This is a genomic window from Bradyrhizobium sp. Ash2021 (assembly GCF_031202265.1).
In the GTDB taxonomy this organism is placed as follows: Bacteria; Pseudomonadota; Alphaproteobacteria; order Rhizobiales; family Xanthobacteraceae; genus Bradyrhizobium.
In genome coordinates this window covers 9,071,190-9,095,989 of record NZ_CP100604.1, presented here as the reverse complement: position 1 = coordinate 9,095,989, position 24,800 = coordinate 9,071,190, and the positions used below count along the sequence as shown (strand labels likewise).

The window sequence follows — 24,800 nt, the reverse complement described above, 5'->3', positions numbered from 1 at the left end:
TCAAAATCGTTGGGGCAATCGCCGCGGCCAACGTTGGCGATAAATCCGGTCGAGGGCCGTCGGTGTCATGAATATCATTGCTCGGGGCTTTCCCTCGGATTGGCAGGCCCGCGCTCATACTAACGGGCGTGGCCGCCGCGGCGCCTCGGGAAAACAAATACCGTTAAGTATGACGTTACGTTAGTTTTTCCCTAAAAACATTCCGGTTGCGAGCATTTTTGTTTTATGCGCAGCTAAAAAGTGATTTAATTTTGAACCAAACAAGAAACGGCCGGCTCACCTTAAATGGCCGGGCGGAAGCTGTCGAATTTTCACATACTGGCAGCGGATGCGGCGTCGAAGGTCGCAGCAGAGAAAATATTGCGGCGCAACATAACCAAGAGGCGTAGGGCCTTTTTGAACAGGAGTGCATTTATGAAGCGAATTATGATTGCTTGCGTAGCAGTAGCGGCCTTTGCCGCCCCGGCTTTTGCCGCAGAATACCAGCTGAAGGCTGGAGACGGTAATTATACGGGCACCCAGGTTGACCCAGTGACCGGAAACCCCGTGGCTTATTACTCCTCCGATGCCACCGGTAACGGCGGCGTTGTTGGCGGAAATGGTACGGCATGGAACGGGTCCGGCAGCCCTGACCAGACCACCACACCCGGTTCGCGCGCAGACGCGATCCAGGCTCTTCTTGCCACGGTAGGCAAGGGCCGAGACAAATAAGCTTTGCTTGATTCTAGACCAGTTAACCGTCACCTCAACAGAGGTGACGGTTTCTTGGTGTTTCGGCGCATCGCACCGAAAAGACGGCAAGTGCCCCTGCCGGAAGAGCGGTGGTGGTGGTCTTGACAACGCTATTTCATTTCCTGGAGCGGTTATTGATCTTGGCAGCTCAATGAGCATCACCACGCGCGCTCTAATTCGGACAGGTAAGTCGGCTTTTTTCCTGACTGCCGCAGTCGCGGCCGTTGGAGCGATGTTCCTGTTTCCACATTGGTCCAATGCGAACGCCCCAGGCTATCGACTCGCCACCCTCGATCGCGGCCCGATCGTCAGCACCGTGACGGCGACCGGCACCATCAACCCGATCACGACCGTCATCGTCGGCTCGCAGCTCTCCGGCCAGCTGGTCGAGATCCTGGCCGATTACAACGACAAGGTCACTGCGGGTCAGATTCTCGCACGCCTCAATTCCGATCAGATCAGGTTCAAGCGCGATGCGGCCAAGGCGGATCTTGATCAGGCTCGTGCTACTCAGATCATGCAAGAGGCCAAGGTGGCCGAAGCCGAATTGAACCTGGCTCGCCAGGTCCGGCTCAAACCCACCGGCGCAGTATCCGACGTGACCTATGACGCGGCTCGTACGGCTGCCGCCGTTGCGAAAGCGCAGCTGCAAGTCGACGCGGCCAAGATCTTGCAGGTGGAGGCGGTGCTTCGCCAGGTCGAGGTGGACCTGGCCAATACCGATATTCGCTCGCCGGTGGCTGGCGTGATCATCCAGCGCAGTGTCGAGCTTGGCTCAACGGTCGCTGCTTCCCTGCAATCGCCAACGATATTTACCATCGCGGACGATTTGCGCCGGATGGAAATCGCCGTTTCGATCGACGAGACCGACGTTGGCCGTGTAAAGCCGGGCCAGCGGGCCGTATTCACCGTCAGCGCCTACCCCGGGCGCGAATTCGAGGGCAAGGTCAAGCATGTGAGGCTGGGTTCGCAAACCGTGTCCAACGTCGTCACCTACACCGGTATCGTGTCGATCGAGAATCCAAAGATGGAACTGCTTCCCGGGATGACGGCGAGCGTCAAGATCGAAACCGAGTCACGGTCCAACGCGCTGCTCGCGCCAAACGCAGCGCTGCGGTGGAAACCCGCGGGAGCGGTCGTGAAGGGACCGGGTGTCTGGGTGCTCGGCGCCGATGGAGATCCCCGGATGGTGCCAGTCCGCCTCGGCCTGGGTGACGGCAGCGTTACCGAGATCACCGCGGTGGAGCCAGTCCGCGAGGTCATCGTAGGCAAGAAGCAGTGATCAGGACCGAGAACCTTACCCGACATTTTCAACTGGGTGAGCAGGTGACGGCGCTTGAAGGGGTCAGCGTTTCTATTGACGATGGAGAGTACGTCGCGATTACCGGACCGTCCGGGTCAGGCAAATCGACCTTCATGGGAATAGTGGGATGCCTGGATCGGCCGACACACGGGAGGTGCTGGATTGATGGCGTCGATACGTCCGATCTTGCTTCCGACGATTTGGCCGCGATCAGAAATCGCAAGATCGGTTTTGTTTTCCAAAACTTCAATCTGCTTGAGCGGCTGAACGCGCGGGAAAATATCGAGCTGCCGCTGATGTACGCTGGCGTGCGCCGGCGGTCCCGCCGCGAGATCGCGGAAACGGCGCTGCGCACGGTCGGTCTCGCCGATCGCGGCGATCATCTCCCCTCGCAGCTTTCCGGAGGCCAGCAGCAGCGGGTCGCTGTTGCGAGGGCGCTCGTCTGCTCGCCCAAGATTATCCTGGCAGATGAGCCGACGGGAGCATTGGACAGCAAATCCGCAAGCGAGATGATGACGCTGTTCCAGCGGCTCAACGAATATGGCAAGACCATTGTCGTCGTCACCCATGATCCACAGGTTGCCCGGCACGCATCAAGGGTGATCCGCTTTTTCGACGGCAGGGTTTTATGAACCCGTTGGAGACAATCCATGCCGCCGTCATGGCGCTTCGCAATCACAAGCTGCGTTCCGGTTTGACGGCTCTGGGCATCATCATTGGGACCTCGGCGACGATCGCGATGCTGGCTGTCGGTGCAGGCGCCCGTGCGCAGGTTGCGGCCCAGGTCCAGAGCCTTGGATCCAATTTGTTGATCGTTGTCTCCGGCAATGTCAACCAGTCCGGCGTCAGGCTTGGCGCAGGAGCGACGCCAACACTCACAGACGAGGATGCCGCGGCTATCGGCCAGGAAGTTTCCTCGGTCCAGGTGACGTCTTCGCTGGTCAGCGGCAAGATCCAGATCGTTGCCGACGCCGCCAACTGGGCTACGATTGTTTATACCGTCGACGCCGGGTACCTAGAAGTTCGCGACTGGGGGGTGGAAAGCGGACGTTCGTTTGAGCCGGACGAAGCGAAGGCCGGTGCTCAGGTCGCACTGCTGGGACAGACGGTGGCAAAGCAGCTGTTTCCCGACGTCGATCCGATCGGACGCGAGGTCAGGATCAAGAACGTGCCGTTCAAGGTGATCGGGATGCTCGCGAAGAAAGGCCAGTCAACCGGAGGGCAAGATCAGGATGATGCGCTGATTGTGCCTCTAAACACCGGCAGGCGCGTGCTGGGAAGCAATCAAGCAAAGTCCCGGTCGATTGCCGCCATCCTGGTAAAGGTGCGCGATGGCGAGAGCATGGTTCAAACGAGCGAAGACGCCGAGGTGCTGTTGCGTCAGCGGCATCGCCTGGCGCCACTCCAGGACAACGACTTCACAATCCGGAATCTGTCGGCGATTACGGAGGCCAGGGAGGCCGGTGTCAGAACGCTGTCCATCCTTCTGGCATCGGTCGCACTTGTTTCGCTCGTAACCGGAGGAATTGGCATCCTCAATATCATGCTGGTATCGGTCACCGAGCGAACCAAGGAAATCGGCATTCGGTTGGCTGTCGGGGCCAGGCGGCGCGACATCCTTTTGCAGTTCTTGTTCGAGGCCGTGGGCTTGTCAGTCTTCGGAGGCGTTGCAGGCGTAATCCTGGGTTTGCTTGCCGCTTTTGGTTTTGCGCACGTGGCGGATTGGTCGTTGATTGTCGAGCCCTGGGCAGTGGCGTCGGCTGTCGTGTTTTCGATGCTGGTCGGGATACTCTTTGGCTGGTACCCGGCCCTGCGAGCCTCTCGGTTTGCGCCGATCGAGGCGATCCGGACGGTTTGAAGCGCATCTAGCCTCGAAGGCCCACTCGTTTCGTTCCACTTGCGGCCGAGGTAAGCGAACTCACGGTCAGTCCGGAAGGCCTGCATTTCGGAGACCCTTGGTGAACGTTGCGAGGTCCTCCGCGCGGCGAAATGGTGTTGAATTTATCAGGTTGGAGGCGCGCAAATCGGGACTGCGTTCGAGTGCCCGCGCCATGGCTTTCTGTGCTGACTCAAGCCGCCCGGCGAGCGCATTGCTGGCTGCGGAAATGCACATCGCCAGAAGGAAAGTCGGATTGTCGCGCGTCGCCTTCTCGGCGCATGACGACGCCATGTCATAACGGCCCGCGAGAAAATGGGCATACGCCATGGCTCCGTGCATGCTGAACATGGACGGATCGAGTGGGCTCAGGCGTATGGCATGCGCAGCGTGATCGAGTGCCACGTCGGGCTCACCTCTCCAAACTCTCAGCCAGGCACTAAGATTCCAAGCTTGCGCCAAGTTCGGATTGACCGTCAGTCCCCGATCCATGAAAGCTACAGCGTCGTTGAACTCATGGGCTACAAAGGCGAGTGCATATCCACCCATACACAGCGCTACCGGGTCACCTCCACCAAGATGCACTGCTTTCCGGGCCAGCCGAGTAGCTTCGGCGCTCTCCTGCACACTCTCGATCATCCAGCCACGCGCCTTGCGCTGCATGTAGCACCAAGCGGCCATGCCGTAGGCGCAGGCTAGACGAGGGTCGAGCTCGATCGCCTTGCAAAAGAGCTGGAGCGCCTCGCTGTTCGAGTCCCTGTTCCAATAACGAGCTTTCGCCAGCCCACGCAGGTAATAGTCGTATGCATCCAGATTCTCGGTTGGTTTGCGAGTGGCCCGCTTGATATCCTCACTCTGCAGCTTGGGGGCGATTGCACCCACGACGCTGGAAGTCACATGGTCCTGTAGATCGAACATATCCTCGAGCGCACCATCAAACCGGTCCGCCCAGAGATGTGCTCCGGTTTCGGCATCGATAAGCTGCCCCGCGATTCGAATACGGTTTCCGGCCTTGCGCACGCTGCCTTCGAGTAGGTAGCGCACACCAAGCTCGCGGCCGATCTGCTTTACGTCCACGGCCCGGCCTTTGTCGGTGAAACTCGAATTACGTGCGATCACAAACAGCCAACGAAAGAGCGACAGCGCCATCGTGATATCCTCCACGACACCATCTGCGAAATACTCCTGCTCCGGATCGGCACTAAGGTTCTGGAAAGGTAGCACGGCAATCGAGGGTTTGTCCGGGAGCACCAACGTGGGTCTTTGTTCTGCTGCCGCAACACGATCCTTCACTCTGAAAACCCGGACTGGTCGCACAATGTTCTTGAGGTTCTGCTCGCCGGCATCATCAAAGACAATATCGAGTTTGTCGCGGAGTTGTCGGTAGGCATCATCCGAGACACAGATGCCTCCTGGCTCCGCCAGTCCTTCCAGCCGTGCCGCCACGTTCACGCCGTCGCCGAAGATGTCGCCACGATCAATGATGATGTCGCCGACATTGATCCCAATGCGAAACTCGATCCGCTTCCCCTCAGGCACGTTTACGTTGCGCCCCACCATGCCACGCTGAACATCAAGAGCACAGCGCATGGCGTCGACCACGCTGCTGAACTCGGCCAGCATTCCATCACCGGTGTTCTTGACAACACGGCCGCGGTGTTCGGTAATCTTGGGATCGATGAGGGTGCGTAGATGATCCTGGAGCTGGACGTGCGTGCCCTCTTCATCCAGGCCAGTTAACCGGCTGTAGCCGGCCACATCGGCTGCCAAGATCGCAGTGAGTCGACGCTCGACGCGCTCGCTGGCCAAGGCACGCCTCCGAGATAGGTGGGATGCAGTTTACGCCTCCCAGTTCCGAGAGCCAAGTAATGAGAGACGGTGTTTGGCATCCACTGAGCCCAGCGCCCTGAGGGTCCGTCCGTGGCTGATCATGTCCGGATGTGGCACCTTTGAGACATGCCAACGCGCGCCGAAAATGTCTGTTTGTCGGTGTAGACCGGAAGTGACAGGCGGGCGGCCAAAACGACGCGAATGACCCGGAACGGACTTCAACAATCCCAAACATTTATCGTCTCGGACCCTAACCGGTTCGATCGAGGCTGCTATGATCCGGAAATTGGGCACGATACGTTCTCGGTGGGTCAAATGCGGCGGCGCCATTTCATCGGCCTGATTGGAGGCGCCGCAGCGTGGCCGCTTGCAGCGCGTGGACAGCAGAAAGCTCGCTATCCCACGATCGGCCTCGTCGGGTCTGCTTCGACGGACGACGAGGAGACACGGCGTAGCATCAGGGCGTTTGAGTCTGCTTGCTCCGAGTTTGGTTGGGTCGAGGGGCGCAATATCCACGTCGTCTATCGGTGGGCAGAATCTTCCCAAATGCGGGGTGCTTCCATATCTCGTCGATCAGCGACATCCGGTATTTGCTGAAATGATGTCACTCATGACCTGCTTCTGAATCGAAGGTGAGGTGGTCACAGAAACATGTCCGAGTTCAGGACTGCTCTTCAGGTCCACGTTTCGCAGTAAGCCGTGGAAATGCTCGCCAGGCTGTACCGGCACTCCCACACCATCGGAAATATAAAAATTTCTCATAAGACGGACGTTGCCGGGGACGGCAGATCTGACGACGGGGTCAAACGTAACAGCCAGGGCGACGTGGAGGCCGGCTTGCTGCAGTTGCTCTGCCATACTCAGGACCGCGCTGGCACCAAGCGAGTGACCAACCAGGACAATTGAGCTTACGCGCCCGCTCCTGCAATCCTGAATTGCCTCGTTTGCAAGAGAACTCCAAAATAAATGATTGGTTACCGTCGCACTGATATTCCTCTGGTGGAGCTCATCTGCGAGTTGATCAATGCCTGGCGACAAAACATTCGTTAATCCCCGAAATAAATAGACCTTTTTGTGTGTACCAGGACTGTCTTGTTTGTGTGTACCCGGACTGTCTTGCTCAGCGAACGTTGCCGATGATGCTCCGACAACGAACAGTGTCATCAGCAAACACTTGACCGCAAAACGTGACATCGCGGAAGCCCCAGAACGGTGTGGTTACGAGACCATAAGGATTAATGCATCGCTGCGCACCGATCCAGAGGAAATGTTTTTAGTGCAGATTGCGGTGCAAATTCGTCAGCTTGATGTCGCTCGCTGGTCCCACCGGGCCAAACGGACCGGTCTGCAACGGACATTAGGCGGGAAATCCTGGTCAAGCGCATTGGGCCGCTCGCCAGCCTGATCAGGGCGGAAGGACCAGCTATTGCTCTCCGGCGAAGCGGCTTTGATTTCAGCACCGTCTCTGCCGGCTTGATCGGGCCGCGCGGAAACGGCTCACACGGCATCGCCCGATTCACCTACTGCATCATCCGGCATAACCAAAACGCGAGATCGGGCCGTATTCATCGCGAAGAGATCCTCGACCACGAGACGCAGGGTATCGTGGCATTCGCACGCCGCCGCCGCGAGCCGCGATCGGTCGATCTCGATCTGGCCTCGTCGATCAGATCTGATCGCTCCGGACGCGCGCAGATTGCGCATCAGGAGCGTCACCGTCGTTCGTCGCACACCGAGTATTTGTGAGAGCGCCTCCTGGGTGAGCGGGAGGACGTCATGGTCGATGCGGTCGCGAAAATGGAGCAGCCAGCGCGCCATGCGGGCTTCGACCGGATGCAGCGCATTGCAGGCCGAGCCGAGCTGAAACTGAATCAGCATCGCCCTCATGTGCATCTGGATCGCGTACCGGATCGCGGGGCTCCGGTTGAACGCGGCGTGAAATCGCGATGCGGGGATCCGCGAGGCGGTGCCCGCCGCACGAACGATGGCGGTAATGGCCGAGTGTGACGGCCCTATCACCGAAAGAACGCCTACTGCTCCCTCGCGCCCGACTGCGGCGGTAGCGACCGTCTGCCCGTTCGCCATGTCGATCATCAGCGAGATGGCGCCGCTGTGAGGGAAGAACACATGCTCGATCTGGTCGCCCGCTTGCGAGAGGACCGCGTCCTGATCGAGCCCGACCGTCTCCAAGCCGGGCACCAGCAGACCAAAATCTGCTGGCGCCAGCGCTGCCAGAAGGCGGTTACCAATTCCGCCGCCACCAATCACCGAAGGCAACCCGGACTCAGGCAAGTCGCGCTTTCTGGATTCCGAGCGGCGGCGGATTGATCGCGGCGCCCGGAAAGCCGAAGGCGCCGGTGATACCCTCGGCTTCGAGAATGCGCGCGGCTGCATCGACTGCTCGCATCTTCATGTGAGACCCCCCGCTCAGTGCTGTTGGCTTGACAGCATCTTCAAACTGCGATGCGTCCATCTCAACGAACTTGATTTTATTTTCCGCGCTATGGCAGCGCGCGTATTTCTTCTGGATATTCAGCCGATTAGCCAAACAGGACAGTGGAAGCGATATATCGAGAGCGGCCCCCGTAGTTCTCCTACCAAAACATAGTTCCGCCGCTCAACCTCGGTTAATACTTTACCGCTGTAAGGGGTGAGCCTTTGGGATGAGCGTATGAAAAAGGGCGACGTGACGTGCCCGAACTGCGGAGCCGATTTCAGACGGCTTGACCTATCGTTAGCACCTGGGGCCAAGGGCGAATATCATTGCCCTGTCTGCGACACCGCGCTGGAGCTTTTCGACGGCAGCAAGCTGGTCACCGTCTCACGATCCAGCCTTCCATCAGAGCCTTAAAGGTTTAAGCGGGACCGCCTGCCTTGCTCTGAAATTCAGACGGCCCCTGCCGGCCACATCAATCGTCCTGCCCCATTGGCAGCGACCATAGCCAGCCAACGAAACACAAGCAAACCTGTTTAAAAGTCTTATGACAAAGGCCGTGTCGGCGGCCTCTTTCGTCCTCGGTCAACGCCATGTCGCCTGTTGGCACTTTTCGGACCTCACGCACGAGTCCGAAGTGCGCACCACAACGGACGTCCGCCGACCACTCCGAATTTATGGGCGCGCAGTCTACTGCGGACCCAGCGCAATTCGTCCGATGGTGCCGTCCTTGACCAGGCCAATCCGCCATTCCGCCATACCGTTGGCGAAATGGGCGATGTAGATGTCGTTGCCCATGCTCGTCACGCCCCGAAACGACATCGCGCGCAGCGCGCCAAGCCGGTTCAGAATGGCCTGGTTAAAGGGAAGCTGCTGACGCGTCTGCGCCGCCATTTCGGCGGTCATGCGATCGTAATTCGGCTCACCGCGCCCCACGGTCTCGATGTATTGCCGCAGCATCTCTTCGCTTCCGGCCAGGGGAGCCGTGCGCCGCTACGCCGGGTGCTCCGGCTGGCCGTCCACCCTGGCGGCCTCGACGGTGTGATAACGCGTTTGCTGTCCCGGCAACACGATCTCGAGACATTTCCCGGAAGTGTCTGCGACAACCCAGGGAGCATCGACGGAGGTCAGGACCGAGGACGATATGTTCTCGCCGATGGTAGTGCCGTGGGCCGTCCGTTTTCCCTCGGCGTTCAGTTGGTACAGTTGGATGTCCGCGCCGGTGGCGTTGTAAAACAACACGTGGACCGGCGTGGTGTCGGCCCGGGGTCGCAAATCCTGTTCCTGGGAACAGGCGGCTGTTCCGCCGGGCGCATCATTGCCGTCTGCCCGGAAGGTGACATCGTCGGCCTTGCCATCTGCTCCGAGCAGCAACCGAATCTCCGCAAAACCGTTCGCGAACTTCACGCCGTAGACGTCATAACCACCGGGGCCGACGCCGCGAAAGAAGATCGACTCGACGGCACCGAGCGCATTGAATATGGCCTGCAGCTCGGAAACCTGGCGACGGATTTTCGTTCCCAGCGATGCACTCATCCGGTCGTAATTCGGCGCGCCGCGCCGCAGGTCCTCGATCCCTCGCAGGATGGCTTCCTTGCTGCCCGGCAGCGGGGCCTGGTCTCTGAAGCGATCCGGGACTTCCGCAATTCGCCGGGCGTATTCCTCTTCGATCGCTTTTGCCCTGGCAACGCCGACCCGCGGCGCGAGCCGGGCGCCGGACGACGGGTCCTGCAGCAACAATTGCGTCACCTTGGCCTGGCCGTCGCGCAGGAAAATAATGAGGTCGTCATGGCCGCCGGAAAAGGCATCGGCGCCGTAGGCCCTGACCTCGACTTGCGGCCGTCCAGTCTCCCGGACCTGGAGCCGCTCACCGTCGCGGGTGACCGTGAGCACGCGGCCCGACGCCAACTGATACCAGCCGACATATGAATCGAGCAGCTGTGCATCGGCCTCGATACCCTGCAACGACAATTCGGCGATCCGCGCGGCGCGCATGTCGCGGCCGTTCTGGCTCACCGTCAGTTCGGACGGTTCCCGGTCGCTGCCGACAGCCAGGGTAATCCGGCCGGCCGCCATCGGGTAGGAATAGCTCCCATCGCCCGCCGCGGCCAATCGGAGTTTCCGTTGCCCGCTCAACTGTCCGAACAGATCGTCGCCTTCCCTGAAAACGGTGAAGATCGAGGCCCGGCCCAATGAATAGAACGAGACGTGTTCGGGCATGCGCACCGTCGCAGCTGCTGCGCCGTCAATCGCCCGCGGCGATACCGGCGCCGTGGTGTAGGTGATGCTGCCGGCCGAAACGACGATGACCGGCAGGACGGCCGCGGCGGTCCATATCCGTTTCCGCCAGCCCAGCTTCGCAGGCGCCGTGGTTGTGGTGAGAATGCGCTCCACGCGCGCGCGTACCGTGCACGCCCTTGCCATTTCCAGCCCCACCGGGGCCGGGGCCGGCCGGACGTGCTGTACGAGATCGAGCAGAATCTCGGCGTAAGACAGCCTGTCGTCCAGAACTTCAAGCGCCCTTGCGTCGCTGATGATTTCGGCCAGTTCGGCCAGCCGGGTCAGGTGCCACCACGCGAAAGGGCTGAACCAGAACACCGCACGATTGAGCGAGGCCAGCAACAGGACATAGAAATCGCGGTTGGCGACGTGGGCCCCCTCGTGGGCGAGCACCGCCCGGCGCTTCAGCCCATCCCAATCGCTGCATTGGGGCGGCAGCAGGATGGTCGATCCGAACGTGACCGGACCGGCGATCACGCTGCTGACGCGCACGCTCCAGTCCGCCGTCCAGGGTTCGCGCATCGGCTTTGCGGCGCGCACCAGGCGCCAGGTCAAATAGAATCCGATCGCCAATCACAGCAGCAGCAGGCCGGCAACGAATGCGTAGATCGCAGTCGCAACGGCCAGCCAATCGACTACCGCGTGGCCGGCGCCGCCGATAGCGACGGGCGTGCCGGGATCCGACGGCAGCGACGAGGGCAGGGGCTCCGTCAAAGGACCCGTCAAAGGATTGATGGCGGGCCACAGGCTTTCCGGCGCCGGCACCGGCAAAGCGGCCGGCGTGACGCTCACGGTGGTCCAGTGCTTCAGCAGCGGCATCGACAGCGACGCCACCAGCACCATGACCCAGGATGTCATATGCACGTGCGGATTTCGCACGCGAAGAAGATTCAAACCGATCCACACGACGCTTCCGAGAATGAGGCAGCGAAGCGCCGACTCTGCCAGAATCGCCAGCATCATTTCTTCCCTCCCTTCGTCGTCGCCCTCTCTTTGGCCTTCGCAACCTGGTCGGCCAGCAGGCGCAACTGCCGCTGGTCGAGCATGGCCGTATCCACCATGCCGACCAGGACCTCTTCGACGGAGCCGTTGCAGAACCAGTCGACGATGCGCTGGACCGCCTTGGCCGCCACCCGTCCGCGCGGCTCGGCCGCGTGGTAGACATAGGTTCGCCCATCCACCGTGTGCGTGGTGTAGCCCTTGTCTTCGAGCCGTCGCAGCACGGTGCGAACGGTCGATTCCTTGAGCCGGCGCGAGAGCCGTTCGCGCACGGCCTCGGCCGTTACGGGCGCGTTGGCCCAAACCAGTTGCATTACCTCACGCTCGAGGTCACCCAGTTCGGGCAGGCTGTCGTCCATGTTGCCACCTTGCGATCTGAGGCCGTTTTAATGCTACAGAGCGTCGCACACGTTGCCGTTTTCGGCAACGGCTATTCTACTCATGATGGCGGGATCAGTGGGTTGGGTGATCGGTTTGGTAGTTGGTCAGCGCTTTAGCGACGGCGAAGACTAGCAGCCACGTCATTGCGAGGAGCGAAAGCGACGAAGCAATCCATTCTTTCTTTGAGGGGTGAAATGGATTGCTTCGCGGAGCCTGGCATCGGGCGCGCATGCGCGCGACCCGGCGGCTCGCAATGACGGCACCCGGTCGATCGAGATCCCGGGTTCGCTTCGCGCCCTCAGATGCGCCATTGCGCATCGGAGATGACGCGCTCCGCCTCAATCCACCACGATCTTGACGCGGTCGCGCGGCTTGACCTGGGCGTGGGTGTCGAGGCCGTTCAGGACGCGGAAGCGTTCCGCCGGGCGATCGACGCCGGCCATGCGGTGCGACAGCGATTCCACGGTGTCGCCGGGCTGCACGGTGATGACCTTGATGCGCAGCGGGCGCGCGGCCTGGATTTCGTCGAGCGTCAGGCGGCGGAACGAATTCACGGTCTCGCGCGCGTTGCGCTCGCTCTCGGTGGTCTTCTGCTTGGCGGCGAAGATGAACCGGTAGACGTCGCTGCCGAAGCGCAGCGCATAGACCTTGAACTGCCAGGCGTCGCCATGCGCGGCGGCGGAGGCCGCCGGGAACCCGTTGATGGTGAGATCTTCCGTCGACGCCTTGTCGACGCCTTCCATCCAGCCCGAGTTGAGATAATCGGCGAGCGTCTGTTCCGCCGGCACCCGCACCACGTCGAAGCGCATCGCCTGGGTGCCGCCCTCGCGCACGCCGATCACGGCCTGCGCGGTGTTGTCCAGCGTGAACGTATCGGGCGCTGCGAAGGTGAAGCCGAGTTTGGGATGCAGGAATCTGCGGCCGCGAACAAAGCCTTCTGAGGGGTCTTCGCCATAGACGATGTTGTCGATCGCCGCGAGATAAGTCTCGCGGTCGCGCTCGCCGCCTTCGGGCGAAGTGTATTGCCGGGCGTTGGCTTGCGCGTTCGCCACCCGCTCCGGGGTTGCCGGATGCGAGGACAGGAAGTCCTGCGTGCGCGGATCGAGCGAGGTCTTGCCGGCCTTCAGCGCGGCGTTGCGCTCCATCGAGGTCAGGAAGCGCGACGCGCCATAGGGATCGAAATGCGCGCGCGCCGAAATGCCGACGCCGATGCCGTCGGCCTCAAATTCCTGCTGGCGCGAGAAGCTCGCCATCGTCAGCTTGGTTTTCGCCAAGGCCAGCGCGGTCAGATCCGGATCGTTGCTCATGTCGGTGACGACGCGGGTCACCACCGCGGCCTGCCGCGCCTGGTCTTCGCGGATCGAGGCGTGCTTGGCCAGCACATGCGCCATCTCGTGGCTCAGCACCGACGACAATTCGGAGGTATCGCTGGCCAGCGCGATCAGGCCGCGCGTCACGTAAAGCTGGCCGGTCGGCAGCGCGAACGCGTTGACCGCGCCGGAATTGAGGATCGTCACCTTGTAGGCCTGGTCGGGACGATCGGAGGCGGCGACCAGCCGCTCGACGGTCTTGGTGATCAAAGCTTCCAGCTTCGGATCGTCATAGGCGCCGCCGTAGGAGGTGAGGATGCGCTCATGCTCGCGCTCGCTCGCGGGCGTTTGCGCCACCGTGCGGTTCGGCTTCGCCGGCGACACCGAGGGGGTCGACGAGGCCGTCTGAAACCGGCCCATGTCGCCGCAGGCGGACAGTGCAAAGGCCAGGCACAGCAAAGACGCCGCAGCCAAAAGGCGGCGGCCTGTCCTTTGCTTGGGCCATCCTGCACGCTCAGACACGTCAGCTACTCGTAATTTGCTCTAATTCCCGCCGAGCATTTCAATTTGCCCCACCCGGAGCACCTCGATTCGGGGCCCACCCCGCGCCTCGACAAAGCCGCGGACACGAATCCTCTTATTTTCGAGGGACTTAGGCGCCAGTCCCGCCGCCTCGAACGCCGGCATCATGCGCCTCGAAATAGTCACAGCAAAGTCCCGTGTCCAGTTTCGGCCGAAATTCAGGTAGGTCGTTGCCCCTGCCTGACGCACGGACAGTACCTTGCCCTCGACAACCGTAAAGCGCCCAATCCCGGCCAAAATATCGCCCGGACTTTCGGCGTTTTTTATGGCGGTGGGATCGGCCCAGGTTCCCCTTTTGGCCCCGCGGGCCTCGGCCTCGGCCGCCACCAGCGCCGAAGCGCAGTCCTTGTCGGTCGCATCGGCCGCCACCAACGCCTCGCCGCGGCTCAAAAGCTCGGTTTGAATCGGGGTCTCGGAGCCCACCAGAAACACAAAGCCCGGCTGGCGGCCGTAGCGGTCCGGCGTGTCGTCTGCGCCGCGCAGGGTGACGTCGCGCCCCATCAGGATCGCCGACAGCGCCGCCGCGCCCTTTGCCCTGTCCGGGCCGGCCGGCTCGATGCCGGCGAGGCGGATTTCGCGGCCATCCTCGAGCCGAAAGGTTCTGAGATCGATCACGGCGGCGACCCGGCCCTCGCCCGGCGGCTCGAAGGAACAGGCCGCCGACATCGCCGGGCCGATCGCGCTCAGCAGCGCGAGGCCGACAAGCGCGGCGACGCATCGCCTGGAACGCAAGGCCGTAGGGCTGATCACGCGGCTTGCCATCAGGCCGGTTCCTGTATGCTGCCGGTCACCGGCGTCAGCTTATTATCCGAAATTGCGACCAAAGGGGAGACCATGGAGATCAACGGCATCGCGCATATTTTTCTCACCGCTTCGAATTTCGAGCGCTCGCGCGAGTTCTATCGCAAGCTATTGCCGTTTCTCGGTCTGACGCCGGTGATCGATACCGAGACGACCTATTACTGCGTCGGCGGACGCACCGCGGTTGGCATCAGCGCGCCGTCGTCGGAGCACGCGGGTGCCGCGTTCGAGCAAAAGCGCGTCGGCCTGCATCATCTGTGTTTCCGCGCCCGCGAGCGCGCCGATATCGACGAATTGCACGGCTTTCTGTGTTCGCTCGACGTCAAGATCATTCGCGCGCCGCGCGAGGATCAATGGGCGCCGGGCTATTACTCGCTGCTGTTCGAAGACCCCGATGGTATCAGGCTCGAACTCAATCACGTGCCGGGCAAGGGGCTGTTGGGGTGAGTGGATGCCTTTGCTGCCGTGTTGGGTGAAGTGGACGACAAGATTCTCCATTCCCTGCCCGCCCAGAAAGCCTTAGGTGATAAGGCCCTTGATCACGCGGGCCAGTTCTTCTTCGTCACCCTCGAAGCTCTCAATCATGGCGTTGAGCATCAATTCGGGATCAAGCTTTTCGAGACCGAGCGGATGACCCGCGTTGTCGGCCAGCATGGCAAAGAAGGTGAGCTGGGTACGGCCATTGCCTTCGCGGAACGCATGAATAGCGTTTAGCTCGGACAGGAAATGCGCTGCCTGAGTCGAGAATTCATCGGGGTCAAGGTCTTCCAAAAAGCTGTTGGCCTTCAGCTCGCCGAACAGCTTCGCGGCCTGAGCCTCGATATGCTCGGGAAAGCAGAATGGATTTCCCTGCTTCGATATGCGCGCCGTGCGGGGTTTGCCCGCCCAAATGTAGACATCCTGAAACAGGTGATGATGGACGGCGCAATAATGCCCAAAATCAAGCTGGCCCTCCGGCAGGGGCTCCCCCGATCGTGCATTGGAGATTTCCGCCTCGTAAGCGTCCAGTTCGTCCTGGTCGCGCAGATCGAGCTTATTTACGAGAACCGTTGAATTTTCGTAGGTGTAGGGATCATCGATCGCGTCATACATGCCGTGGGCGCTCAAGCCTTACGATAAGCGCGCGCAATGGTCTCGCGATATTCCTCGGCGGATAATCCCTCGCGCTCCGCGTCGGTAGCCCTTTTTTTCATGGTTGGCGTCAGCCGGATGCCCTCAACGGCGCTAATCTTGCCGAAGCTGTCGCGGCCAACGACAAAGCCGCCCTTTTTTTTGGCCTTCGTACCTGATCGTTTCGCTTTCGGCATGAAGTGAATATAGCATATTTCGATCCGGTCCGCACCATTCCGCTTTGCGGAAAATGCGCGAATCGAAGGCGACCATCTGATCACCGCATCCGCTCGCGCCTTGCCGCTCCGCATGCCATGCGGCATGATCGCGCCAACAGAAATTGAAGTTGCAGGCAATGCGGCACAGGGAGGCCTCCATGAAGCGAATTCTCACAAGCGTGTTCGCCTGCGCGCTGGCGATGTCGGCGACATCGGCGCTGGCGCAAGGCAAGCCTCCGCTCAAGCTCGGCGGCATCCTCGATATGTCGAGCCTTTATGCCGATATCACCGGCGCCGGCAGCGAGACCGCGGCGAAGATGGCGGCGGAGGATTTCGGCGGCGAGGTGCTGGGCCGCAAGATCGAGATCATTGCAGCCGACCATCTCAACAAGGCCGACCTTGCCGCCAACATCGCGCGCGACATGATCGACAACCAGGGCGTCGAAATGATCTGGGACGTCGCGGCGTCCGCGACCGCGCTGGCCGCCGGCGAGATCGCGAAAGCGCGGGGCAAGATCGTGATCTTCAACGGGCCCGGCTCGATCCGGCTCTCCAACGAAGCCTGCGGTCCCTATACCGTGCATTATGTGTTCGACACCTTTGCGCAGGCCAATGTGACCGGGCTTGCCGCGGTCAAATCCGGCCTCGACAGCTGGTTCTTCCTCACCGCGGATTACGCGTTCGGCCAGGACCTGGAAAAGGACACCGCCAATGTGGTGGTGAAGACCGGCGGCAAGGTGCTGGGCAACGTCCGACATCCGCTCAACACCTCGGATTTCTCGTCGTTCCTGCTGCAGGCGCAGGCCTCGAAAGCCAAGGTGATCGGGCTCGCCAATGCCGGCGGCGACACCGTCAACGCGATCAAGCAGGCCGCCGAATTCGGCATCATGAAGGGCGGCCAGAAAGTCTCGCCGCTGCTCGCCTTCGTCACCGATATCGACTCGATCGGGCTCGAGACCGCGCAGGGCCTGTTGCTCGCTGAAGCCTTCTATTGGGATCTCAACGACGAGACCCGGGCGTTTTCAAAACGCTTCATGGAGCGCATGAAGCGGGTGCCGACCTCGGCGCAGGCCGGCGTCTATTCCTCGGTGACGCATTATCTGAAGGCGGTGAAGGCGGCAGGCACCACCGATTCCGCCGCGGTCATGAAGGTCATGAAGGAGACGCCGGTCAACGACATGTTCGCCCATAACGGCAGAATCCGCGACGATGGCCGCATGGTGCACGACATGTATCTGTTCGAGGTCAAGAAGCCGTCGGAATCAAAAGGCCGCTGGGACGATTACAAGCTGCTCGCGACCGTTCCCGGCAATGAGGCGTTCCAGCCGCTGGAAGCCTCGCGCTGCCCGCTGGTGAAGAAGTGATGAAGTGACGAAGTCACGCAGTCATTCCGGGGCGATGCGCAGCATCGAGCCCGGAATCTCGAGATTCCGGGTCTGGTCCTTCGGACCATCCCGGAATGACGGTGCCAACCAATAACAAAGAAAGCCACACTCCATGAGCCAGAACGAAATGGTCCTCCAAAAACTCGACCAGGGCCTCCTCACCATCACCATGAACCGTCCCGACCGGCGCAACGCGCTCAATCCGGACATGACGCGCGGGCTGGTCGAGGCGGCGCGGCGCGCGGCCGAGGATCACGAGGTGCGCGCGGTGTTGCTCAAGGGCGCCGGCGGCACGTTCTGCGTCGGCGGCGACGTGAAATCGATGGCGGAGGGGCGGGCGCCGTTGCCGTTCGAAGCCAAGATGGCTAATCTCCGCCGCGGCATGGAAGTCTCGCGCATCCTGCACCAGATGCCGAAGCCCGTGGTGGCACAGGTCGATGGCGCGGCGGCCGGCGCCGGGCTGTCGATCGCGCTGTCCTGCGATCTGCGCGTAGCCAGCGCGTCCTGCAAGATCACCACCGCCTTCGCCAAGGTCGGGCTGTCAGGCGATTACGGCGGCACCTATTTCCTCACCCAATTGCTCGGCAGTGCCAAGGCGCGCGAGCTTTATCTGACTTCGCCGGTGCTATCAGCGCAGGAAGCCTACAACCTCGGGATAGTGACGAAGGTCGTCCCCGACGCCGAAGTCGAAGAGGCCGCGCATGACCTGGCGATGTCGCTGGCGCAAGGCCCCTCGGTGACGCTGGGCTACATCAAGCGCAACATCAACAACGCCGAAACCATGTCGCTGGAAGAGTGTTTTGACGCCGAAGCGATCCATCACTCGCGTTCCGGCGAGACCGACGACCACAAGGAAGCCGCAAAAGCGTTCGTCGAAAAGCGCAAGCCCGCGTTTCAAGGTCATTGAAAATGGCCGGCTACATGAGGCTGCGGCAGATCTGCCTGGTGGCGCCGCAGCTCGAGCCCGTGATCTCGGATATCGCCGGGATCATGGGGCTCAACGTCTGCTACCGCGACGGCAACGTCGCCAAATATGGCCTCGAGAATGCGCTGCTGCCGGTCGACACCATTTTGCTGGAAGTGGTGGCGCCGTTCCAGCCCGGCACCGCGGCGGGACGCTTCATCGAGAAGACCGGCGGCCGCGGCGGCTACATGGCGATATTCTGCTGCGACGATCCCGATGAACGCGGCAAGCACGCCAATGCGATGGGCGTGCGCACTGCGAACGTGATCACGCACGCGCCCTATCACGGCGTGCAATTGCATCCGCGCGATTGCCGCGCCGCCTTCATCGAGTTCAACCACACTGCCGGCAGCGACGATGTTCTGGGGCCCTATCCGCCGGCTGGACCCGATTGGCAGAGATCGATCCGCAAGGACGTGACGCAGGCGCTGACCGGCGTCGAGATGCAGAGTCCCGATCCCCAAGGATTGGCCGAGCATTGGGGCAAGATCATCGGCGTTGCCGCGAGCAAGAACGCGCGCGGCGAGCCCGAGCTGAACCTGCCCAATTGCAGTTTTCGTTTTGTGAAGGGCGCCAGCGATCTGATGAGCGGACTGACATTCAGGGTTGCCGATATCGCCAAGGTGCGCGACGCCGCCAAGGCCAGAGGCTGCGCAATGTCGGGCGACGGGTTCGAGCTTTGCGGCGTGATGTTTCGGCTTGCGGCGTGAGTCCTTTGCCGTCATTGCGAGGAGCCAACGGGTCCCGCCTTTTGGCGGGCCCGATGATAAACTCCGCGACGAAGCAATCCATTCTTTCTTTGCGTGGCGAGATGGATTGCTTCGCGGAGCCTGTCATCGGGCGGCGCTTCGCGCCGACCCGGTGGCTCGCAATGACGATCTTGAGAGCCCAGCACTAGCTAATCATAAGAGTCCCCGCATGCCGCATCCGCTCGACAGTTTTTTCGCGCCCGAAAGCATCGCGCTGATCGGCGCCTCGCGCGATCAGGAGAAGATTCCGGGACGGCTGTTGTCGATGCTGCGCAAGAACGACTATTCCGGAAAGCTCTATCCGATCAATCCGAACTACGGCGATATCGATGGGCTGAAATGCTACCGATCGATCGCGGATGTCGCCCAGCCGATCGATCTTGCCGTCGTCATCATTCCGGCGCGCGCCGTGCTCGGCGCGCTCGAGCAATGCGCTGCCGCCGGTGTCAGGAACGCGGTGATCATCTCGTCCGGATTCGCGGAGGAGGGCGGCGACAGCGCGGCGATGCAGGATGCCATCGTGACGTTGGCGAAGAGGACCGGCATGCGGATCTCCGGTCCCAATGCCGAGGGGTTTTACAGCCAGGTGCAGCGCGTCGCGGCGACCTTCAGCCCGACCGTCGACGTCAAGCCGGATGCGCCAAACCTGGTCGCGACCAAAAGGCGGATCGGCATCGTCGCGCAAAGCGGCGGCATCGGCTTTGCGATCTACCATCGCGCCAAGGCGCTCGGCGTCGCGCTGAGCTACGTCGTCAGCGCCGGCAATGAGAGCGATCTCGGCGCCGGCGAGTTTTTGGATTACATGGTGCAGGATGCTTCCACCGACGTGATCCTGCTGTTCATCGAGGGCATCCGCGACGTCGACAAGTTTCTCGCGGCGGCAAAGCGCGCGGCGGAAATGCGAAAGCCCGTCATCGTGACCAAGGTCGGCCGCTCCGGTGCGGGCGAGCGTGCGGCGGCCTCGCACACCGCCAGCATGGCCGGCTGGTCGGCGGCCTATGACGCGGTGTTCGCCAAATACGGCTTCATCGTTTCCAACGATCTCGACGAAGCCGTGACCATCGCCGCGGTCCTGACCACCAATCCGCTGCCGAAGGGCGACCGCGTCGCGGTTCTCACCGTGTCCGGTGGCGCCGGCATCTGGGGCGCGGACGCGGTCTCGATGCAGGGACTGAAAGTGCCGGAGCTGTCATCGTCGATCCAGGGCGAAATCAAAAAACTGCTGCCGTCCTATGGCGCGGCGGGTAATCCGATCGATGTCACCGCCCAGGGCGTACACTCCGGCGGCCTGCAGCGGAGCATCGACCTGCTCGACGTCTCCGATGAGGTCGACGCCATCCTGGTGGTGCTGTCGCTGTCGAGCGACATCCGGATGCCGTTCAAGGAGGCGGAGCTGAAGCCGGTGCTATCGGCGCAGAACAAGCCGGTCGTGTTCTATTCCTACACGCTGCCGTCGCATTTCGCGCGCAGCGAGCTGGCGAAATCCGGCGCCGTCGTGTTGTCGGGATTAACACATGCCGGCGTCGCAATGCGGCAGGCGGTGGATTACGCCAAATTCAAACTGGCGCCGCCGGCGGATGTTGCGGCGCTGCCGCCGCGCGATCTCGCACGCTTTCTGACATCGCCCGTACTGTCCGAATTCGACAGCAAGTCGCTGCTGCGCGCCGCCGGCATTGCCTTGGCCGACGAGGTGCTGGTGACGGAGAGGAGCGGGCTCGACGCCGCGATCGCGCGCGCGGGCCTTCCGCTGGTCATGAAGATCCAGTCGCCTGACATCCCGCACAAGAGCGAGGTCGGCGGCGTCCGCGTCAATATCACCACCAAGGGCGAGACCTTCACCGCCTATGGGGCGCTGCTGGACAGCGCGCAACGCCACCGGCCCAATGCCGCGATCCAGGGCGTGCTGGTCGGGCCGATGGCCAAAAAAGGCGTCGAGATCATCGTCGGCACGCTGCTCGATGCAACCTTCGGTCCGATGATTATGGTCGGTCTTGGCGGCATCACCACCGAATTGTTCAGGGATGTGATCTATCGCCCGGCGCCGGTGAGTACGGCGGGAGCGTCCGCGATGCTGGATGCGCTGAAGGCGGCCCCGCTGCTCCATGGATTCCGCGGCGCGCCGAAGGCCGACGTTGCAGCGCTGGCGCAATTGATTTCGCAGATTTCGCTGCTTGCGGCGCAGCACGCCGGGGAGATTTCGGAAATCGAGATCAATCCGGCGCTGGTGCATCCGGAAGGCCAGGGCGTGACCATCGTGGATGCGCTGGTAGTGGGAAGGAAGTAGTTGTCGTCCCGGCCCATATGCGCAATTGCGCATATGGGCGGGGACGACGCCTTTTCTCGTCACAACAGATGGAAATCCGAGGTGTGCAGCAGTGGAGACTCTGCGGACGGAACCGGAAGGCCTGCGTATCCGCCGGCCCCACTCACCACGTGGATCGCCACGGTGTCGGTATCCGTCTTCGGCCCGCCGCTTCCGCTGCTGCCGCCGTCGTTGCTGATCATGGTCAGCGTGTCGGTGCCGCCGAATCCAGTCTGGGCGACATAGACGAAGTTATGCGCCGCACCCAGCGTGGCGTCGATCTGCGCGACACTGCCGACCAGCGTCACCGTGCCGGTCCCGCTGCCGCTGACGGCGGCGCCGCCGACGGACGCGAGTGTCAGCGTGCCGTGATCGACGTGAAGCGTGGTGGTCAGCGTCGTGGCGTCGGGGTCGGCGACAGACAGTCCCGTGATATCGAGCTCGACATGGGCGAACGTGTTCAACGGGCCTGGAACGGTGTTCACCGGGGGCTGATTGACGTGGTCGAAACGGAACGAATTGGCGGTCGCGATGGCGGTGCCGGGTGCGGGGTCCGTCATCGTTACCGTAATGGTGTCCTGCCCGGTGGTCGCATAGGTGTGGGTGCCGCTGACCGCGAATAATCCGTTGGATCCCGCGATCGTGCCCGCCGAGGTCGTTCCGTCGCCCCAGTCGATCGTTGCCAGGAAGTCGCTCGCCAAGGCGGCCGTGTCGGTGTCGGTGAACGTTGCGACTGTGGCGTTGGCGAGCGGCTGCCCCGAGACAGCGGTTAGCGTCGTACCCTGGCCGGCCAGAACATCGTGTTCGGCGACGGCGGCCGGTCCCGAACTGGTGACGCTTGCATTGTCCGAGATGCGGGTGGTGGTCGCGGTCACCGTGAAGCTGCCTTCATCGGCGTAGCTGTGTCCGCCTTCGATCGAGAACGCGCCGTTCGATCCCACGATCGACCCCGCCGAGGTCGTCCCGTCGCCCCAGTTGATGATCGCGGTGAAATCACCAGGCAGATCCGCCAGATTGCCGTCGACAAAGCTCGCGACCACCGTGCCGGGCGCCAGCGCCACCCGCTCGGTGGCCGAATTCAGCACCTCCTGCCCGATCAATCCGATGGTGGCAGTGCCGGTGGTGTTCACGATGGCGGTGCCGGGTGCGGGGTCCGTCACCGTCACCGTGATGGTGTCCTGCCCCGCGTTCGCATAGGCGTGGCCGCCGCCGATGACCGCGAATGAGCCGTTCGAGCCCGTGATCGTGCCCGCCGAGATCGTTCCATCGCCCCAGTCGATCGTTGCGAGGAAGTCGCTCGCCAGTGCGGCGGTGTCGGTATCGGTGAATGTTGCGACCGTGACGTTATTGAGAACCTGCCCCGGATTGCCGGATATCGTCTTGCCCTGGGCAGCCAGCACGTCGTGTTCGATGACGGCGACGTCGCCGATGCTGGTGACGACCGTATTGTCCGAGGCGCGGGTGAGAGTCGTCGTCAGCGTGAAGTCGCCTTCATCGGCGTAGGTGTGCCCGCCACCCAGGATCGAGAATGATCCGTTCGACCCCACGACGGTGCCTGGTGAGGTCGTTCCGTCGCCCCAATCGATGACCGCGGTGAAACCACCAGCCAGATCCGCCAGATTGCCGTCGGTAATGTTGGCGACGACCGTGCCGGGCACCGTAGCCACCTTCTCGGTGGCCGAAGTCAGCGACACCTGGGCGGCCAAGCCGATGTTGGCGGTGCCGATGGCGACCGTATTGGCGGAGCCGGGCGCTGTGTCCACCAGCGTCACCGTGATCGTGTCCTGTCCCGCGCTCGCATAAATGTGGCCGTCGCGGACCACGAATGACCCGTTGGATCCCGTAATCGTGCCCGTCGTCGTGGCCGTTCCGTCGCCCCAGTCGACGATGGCCTGAAAGTCGCCCGCCACGGCCGCCGTGTCGCTGTCGGTAAATGTTGCGACCGCTACGTTATTGAGAAGCGACCCCGGGTTGCCTAATAGCGTCGTACCCTGGGCGGCCAGCACATCGTGTTCGGCGACGGCAATGTTTCCAGTGTCGGTGATGGTTGCATTGTCCGAGGCGCGAACGATGGTCGCGCTCAACGTGAAGTTGCCTTCGTCGGAATAGCTGTGGCCGCCCAGCACCGAAAATGACCCGTTGGATCCCGTGATCGTGCCCGGCGAGGTCGTCCCATCGCCCCAGTCGATGGTCGCGGTGAAGCCGCCGAACAAATCCGTGAGGTCGGTATCGGTAAAAGTGGCGATCTTCGTGGTGCTCGTCAGTGTCACCCGTTCGGTGGCCGAAGCCAGCACGATGTGACCGGACAGGATGCCTGCCATCAAACTCTCCACACGCAAATATCAATGTCGTCTGCGAGTATCGGAACGGCGCGTTTCAGAAAGGCGAGTCTCAGAAAAGTCGGCCAGGCGGGGCAAAAAACGTCCCGCGGTCTCTACGATGCGAAAAGCATCGATCTATCCATGCGAACAATCGCTGCGGCAAATTCCATGATGTGGGCACACCCCACCAACGCCAGCACTTTAGCAGTCAAACGAGATCGCAAACAAGGTGTCTCGATGCCGTTCGATTGAGCACAACGAGCTTATTCCCCTACGTCGTTTGACGTAGGGGATATCGTCATAGCCGAAGCGTCGCATTGGCGCATTGAAGAACGGCGGCTGGAGGTCGCCTATGGGGCACTTCTCCCGCAAGGGGAGAAGTAAAAACTCACCGCCCGCGGAAATTCGCGACGCGGCGCTCGGCGGTGGCCTTGACGCCTTCCTTGAAATCCTCGGTCGCGCGCAGTTTTGTTTGCTCGACGAGTTCGTGGTTGGTGGCGGCGAGCACGCGGTCGGCGAGGCCGGCGCGCATGGTGGCGCGGGTCGAGATCAGGCCGAGCGGCGAGCATTCGGCGATCTCGGCTGCAAGCTTCATCGCTTCGGCGCGCACCTGATCCTGCGGCACGCAGACATTGGCGAGGCCCATCCTCGTCGCCTCTTCGCCGGTGACGCGGCGGCTGGTGTAGAAAATCAGTTCCGCATTGTTCTTGCCGACCAGTTCGGGAAGCGTCGCCGTCAGGCCGAAGCCCGGATGAAAACCGAGTTTTGTAAAGTTCGCGGCAAAGCGCGCTTCCGGGCAGGTGACGCGGAAGTCGGCCGATACCGCAAGGCCGAGGCCGCCGCCGATGGCCGCGCCATGCACGGCCGCGACGATCGGCTTCTTGTTGCGGAAGATGCGGACGGCCTGGACGTAGAGATGGTTGATCGGCAGGTTCGATGCCGGATCGGATTTGGCCTTCTCCTCCTGCTCCTGCCGCGCGGGGTCACCGAAATTGGCGCCGGCGCAGAACGCCTTGCCTTGGGCGGCGAGCACCGAGGCGCGGATCTCGATGTCCTTGTCGAATTCTTCCAGCGCATCGGCGATCTGGTTGATCAGCGCGACGTCGAAGAAGTTCAGCGGGGGTTTTCGGATTTCGATCAGGCCGACGTGGCCGTGCTTCTCGACGCCGATATCAGTATATTTGGTCATGAGGTTTCCTCGTTGAATTAGCGCAAACCGGGCC

23 protein-coding genes are annotated in these 24,800 nt (G+C 61.9%); 9 read left to right on the top strand and 14 right to left on the bottom strand.

Annotated elements, in window-relative coordinates; genetic code table 11:
• Positions 1 to 414 precede the first annotated feature (414 nt).
• Genes NL528_RS43735 through NL528_RS43720 form a run of 4 tightly spaced genes read left to right on the top strand, consistent with a single transcriptional unit; the run spans position 415 to position 3,893 of the window.
• A complete protein-coding gene (locus NL528_RS43735; protein WP_309180519.1) occupies positions 415 to 711 on the top strand; it encodes a hypothetical protein in 297 nt (98 codons plus the stop codon).
• Positions 712 to 718: 7 nt separating this feature from the next.
• Positions 719 to 2,014 (top strand): efflux RND transporter periplasmic adaptor subunit, encoded by a 1,296-nt coding sequence (locus NL528_RS43730; protein ID WP_309180518.1) that lies wholly within the window; start codon positions 719 to 721, stop codon positions 2,012 to 2,014.
• Entirely contained in the window at positions 2,011 to 2,667 is a 657-nt protein-coding gene (locus NL528_RS43725) for an ABC transporter ATP-binding protein (protein ID WP_309180517.1), read from the top strand. Before NL528_RS43730 ends, NL528_RS43725 begins: the two co-directional genes overlap by 4 nt.
• Positions 2,664 to 3,893, top strand: a complete 1,230-nt coding sequence (locus NL528_RS43720; RefSeq protein ID WP_309180516.1) for an ABC transporter permease — start codon at positions 2,664 to 2,666, stop codon at positions 3,891 to 3,893. Before NL528_RS43725 ends, NL528_RS43720 begins: the two co-directional genes overlap by 4 nt.
• 66 nt (positions 3,894 to 3,959) lie before the next feature.
• Here the strand turns inward: NL528_RS43720 and NL528_RS43715 are convergent, their stop codons facing one another.
• The 10 genes from NL528_RS43715 to NL528_RS43670 all read right to left on the bottom strand — a co-directional run bounded on the left by NL528_RS43715 (position 3,960) and on the right by NL528_RS43670 (position 14,489).
• On the bottom strand, positions 3,960 to 5,720 hold the full coding sequence (locus NL528_RS43715) for an adenylate/guanylate cyclase domain-containing protein (RefSeq protein WP_309180515.1): 1,761 nt from the start codon (positions 5,718 to 5,720) through the stop codon (positions 3,960 to 3,962).
• Positions 5,721 to 6,314: 594 nt separating this feature from the next.
• Positions 6,315 to 6,935 carry a hypothetical protein gene (locus NL528_RS43710; protein WP_309180514.1) on the bottom strand — a complete coding sequence of 207 codons (621 nt, stop codon included), beginning with the start codon at positions 6,933 to 6,935 and terminating at the stop codon, positions 6,315 to 6,317.
• A 303-nt stretch (positions 6,936 to 7,238) separates the two neighbouring features.
• Positions 7,239 to 8,018, bottom strand: coding sequence for a Crp/Fnr family transcriptional regulator (locus NL528_RS43705; RefSeq protein ID WP_375143958.1), 780 nt, complete (start codon positions 8,016 to 8,018; stop codon positions 7,239 to 7,241).
• A gap of 7 nt (positions 8,019 to 8,025) precedes the next feature.
• Positions 8,026 to 8,154 (bottom strand): hypothetical protein, encoded by a 129-nt coding sequence (locus tag NL528_RS43700; RefSeq protein ID WP_309185358.1) that lies wholly within the window; start codon positions 8,152 to 8,154, stop codon positions 8,026 to 8,028.
• Positions 8,155 to 8,865: 711 nt separating this feature from the next.
• Complete coding sequence (locus NL528_RS43695) at positions 8,866 to 9,135, bottom strand: hypothetical protein (RefSeq protein ID WP_309180513.1); 270 nt, start codon at positions 9,133 to 9,135, stop codon at positions 8,866 to 8,868.
• Between the two features lie 33 nt (positions 9,136 to 9,168).
• The gene (locus tag NL528_RS43690; protein ID WP_309185260.1) at positions 9,169 to 10,932 is read right to left on the bottom strand and encodes a M56 family metallopeptidase; all 1,764 of its coding nucleotides are present in this window, start codon (positions 10,930 to 10,932) and stop codon (positions 9,169 to 9,171) included.
• Positions 10,933 to 11,028: 96 nt separating this feature from the next.
• Positions 11,029 to 11,418: a hypothetical protein gene (locus NL528_RS43685; RefSeq protein ID WP_309180512.1), complete on the bottom strand. Its 390-nt coding sequence runs from the start codon at positions 11,416 to 11,418 to the stop codon at positions 11,029 to 11,031.
• Entirely contained in the window at positions 11,415 to 11,813 is a 399-nt protein-coding gene (locus tag NL528_RS43680; RefSeq protein ID WP_309180511.1) for a BlaI/MecI/CopY family transcriptional regulator, read from the bottom strand. Before NL528_RS43680 ends, NL528_RS43685 begins: the two co-directional genes overlap by 4 nt.
• A 360-nt stretch (positions 11,814 to 12,173) precedes the next feature.
• Complete coding sequence (locus NL528_RS43675) at positions 12,174 to 13,565, bottom strand: M48 family metalloprotease (protein WP_309185259.1); 1,392 nt, start codon at positions 13,563 to 13,565, stop codon at positions 12,174 to 12,176.
• Between the two features lie 123 nt (positions 13,566 to 13,688).
• Positions 13,689 to 14,489, bottom strand: coding sequence for a thermonuclease family protein (locus tag NL528_RS43670; RefSeq protein WP_375143957.1), 801 nt, complete (start codon positions 14,487 to 14,489; stop codon positions 13,689 to 13,691).
• A 72-nt stretch (positions 14,490 to 14,561) separates the two neighbouring features.
• Here NL528_RS43670 and NL528_RS43665 point away from each other — a divergent pair, with 72 nt between their 5' ends.
• Entirely contained in the window at positions 14,562 to 14,975 is a 414-nt protein-coding gene (locus tag NL528_RS43665) for a VOC family protein (RefSeq protein ID WP_309180510.1), read from the top strand.
• A 72-nt stretch (positions 14,976 to 15,047) separates the two neighbouring features.
• Here NL528_RS43665 and NL528_RS43660 read toward each other — a convergent pair whose 3' ends face one another.
• Positions 15,048 to 15,620 (bottom strand): Fic family protein, encoded by a 573-nt coding sequence (locus NL528_RS43660; protein WP_309180509.1) that lies wholly within the window; start codon positions 15,618 to 15,620, stop codon positions 15,048 to 15,050.
• A gap of 11 nt (positions 15,621 to 15,631) precedes the next feature.
• Positions 15,632 to 15,919, bottom strand: coding sequence for a hypothetical protein (locus NL528_RS43655; RefSeq protein ID WP_309180507.1), 288 nt, complete (start codon positions 15,917 to 15,919; stop codon positions 15,632 to 15,634).
• A 95-nt stretch (positions 15,920 to 16,014) separates the two neighbouring features.
• Here NL528_RS43655 and NL528_RS43650 point away from each other — a divergent pair, with 95 nt between their 5' ends.
• The 4 genes from NL528_RS43650 to NL528_RS43635 all read left to right on the top strand — a co-directional run bounded on the left by NL528_RS43650 (position 16,015) and on the right by NL528_RS43635 (position 21,238).
• Positions 16,015 to 17,220, top strand: coding sequence for an ABC transporter substrate-binding protein (locus NL528_RS43650; protein WP_309180506.1), 1,206 nt, complete (start codon positions 16,015 to 16,017; stop codon positions 17,218 to 17,220).
• Between the two features lie 133 nt (positions 17,221 to 17,353).
• Positions 17,354 to 18,148 carry an enoyl-CoA hydratase gene (locus NL528_RS43645; protein WP_309180505.1) on the top strand — a complete coding sequence of 265 codons (795 nt, stop codon included), beginning with the start codon at positions 17,354 to 17,356 and terminating at the stop codon, positions 18,146 to 18,148.
• A 2-nt stretch (positions 18,149 to 18,150) separates the two neighbouring features.
• Entirely contained in the window at positions 18,151 to 18,915 is a 765-nt protein-coding gene (locus NL528_RS43640; RefSeq protein ID WP_309180504.1) for a hypothetical protein, read from the top strand.
• Positions 18,916 to 19,123: 208 nt separating this feature from the next.
• Positions 19,124 to 21,238 carry an acetate--CoA ligase family protein gene (locus tag NL528_RS43635; RefSeq protein ID WP_309180503.1) on the top strand — a complete coding sequence of 705 codons (2,115 nt, stop codon included), beginning with the start codon at positions 19,124 to 19,126 and terminating at the stop codon, positions 21,236 to 21,238.
• A gap of 59 nt (positions 21,239 to 21,297) precedes the next feature.
• Here the strand turns inward: NL528_RS43635 and NL528_RS43630 are convergent, their stop codons facing one another.
• Both NL528_RS43630 and NL528_RS43625 read right to left on the bottom strand, forming a co-directional pair.
• Positions 21,298 to 23,577 (bottom strand): hypothetical protein, encoded by a 2,280-nt coding sequence (locus NL528_RS43630; protein ID WP_309180502.1) that lies wholly within the window; start codon positions 23,575 to 23,577, stop codon positions 21,298 to 21,300.
• A 388-nt stretch (positions 23,578 to 23,965) separates the two neighbouring features.
• Positions 23,966 to 24,766, bottom strand: a complete 801-nt coding sequence (locus NL528_RS43625; RefSeq protein ID WP_309180501.1) for an enoyl-CoA hydratase/isomerase family protein — start codon at positions 24,764 to 24,766, stop codon at positions 23,966 to 23,968.
• Positions 24,767 to 24,800: the final 34 nt, after the last annotated feature.

Coding starts and splice junctions, on each gene's coding strand:
- NL528_RS43645 (WP_309180505.1), top strand. CDS start 17,354: ATGAGCCAGAACGAAATGGTCCTCCAAAAACTCGACCAGGGCCTCCTC.
- NL528_RS43695 (WP_309180513.1), bottom strand. CDS start 9,135: ATGCTGCGGCAATACATCGAGACCGTGGGGCGCGGTGAGCCGAATTAC.
- NL528_RS43685 (WP_309180512.1), bottom strand. CDS start 11,418: ATGATGCTGGCGATTCTGGCAGAGTCGGCGCTTCGCTGCCTCATTCTC.
- NL528_RS43650 (WP_309180506.1), top strand. CDS start 16,015: ATGAAGCGAATTCTCACAAGCGTGTTCGCCTGCGCGCTGGCGATGTCG.
- NL528_RS43630 (WP_309180502.1), bottom strand. CDS start 23,577: ATGGCAGGCATCCTGTCCGGTCACATCGTGCTGGCTTCGGCCACCGAA.
- NL528_RS43670 (WP_375143957.1), bottom strand. CDS start 14,489: ATGGCAAGCCGCGTGATCAGCCCTACGGCCTTGCGTTCCAGGCGATGC.
- NL528_RS43680 (WP_309180511.1), bottom strand. CDS start 11,813: ATGGACGACAGCCTGCCCGAACTGGGTGACCTCGAGCGTGAGGTAATG.
- NL528_RS43720 (WP_309180516.1), top strand. CDS start 2,664: ATGAACCCGTTGGAGACAATCCATGCCGCCGTCATGGCGCTTCGCAAT.
- NL528_RS43710 (WP_309180514.1), bottom strand. CDS start 6,935: ATGTCACGTTTTGCGGTCAAGTGTTTGCTGATGACACTGTTCGTTGTC.
- NL528_RS43625 (WP_309180501.1), bottom strand. CDS start 24,766: ATGACCAAATATACTGATATCGGCGTCGAGAAGCACGGCCACGTCGGC.
- NL528_RS43735 (WP_309180519.1), top strand. CDS start 415: ATGAAGCGAATTATGATTGCTTGCGTAGCAGTAGCGGCCTTTGCCGCC.
- NL528_RS43665 (WP_309180510.1), top strand. CDS start 14,562: ATGGAGATCAACGGCATCGCGCATATTTTTCTCACCGCTTCGAATTTC.
- NL528_RS43640 (WP_309180504.1), top strand. CDS start 18,151: ATGGCCGGCTACATGAGGCTGCGGCAGATCTGCCTGGTGGCGCCGCAG.
- NL528_RS43675 (WP_309185259.1), bottom strand. CDS start 13,565: ATGGGCCGGTTTCAGACGGCCTCGTCGACCCCCTCGGTGTCGCCGGCG.
- NL528_RS43635 (WP_309180503.1), top strand. CDS start 19,124: ATGCCGCATCCGCTCGACAGTTTTTTCGCGCCCGAAAGCATCGCGCTG.
- NL528_RS43700 (WP_309185358.1), bottom strand. CDS start 8,154: ATGAAGATGCGAGCAGTCGATGCAGCCGCGCGCATTCTCGAAGCCGAG.
- NL528_RS43660 (WP_309180509.1), bottom strand. CDS start 15,620: ATGTATGACGCGATCGATGATCCCTACACCTACGAAAATTCAACGGTT.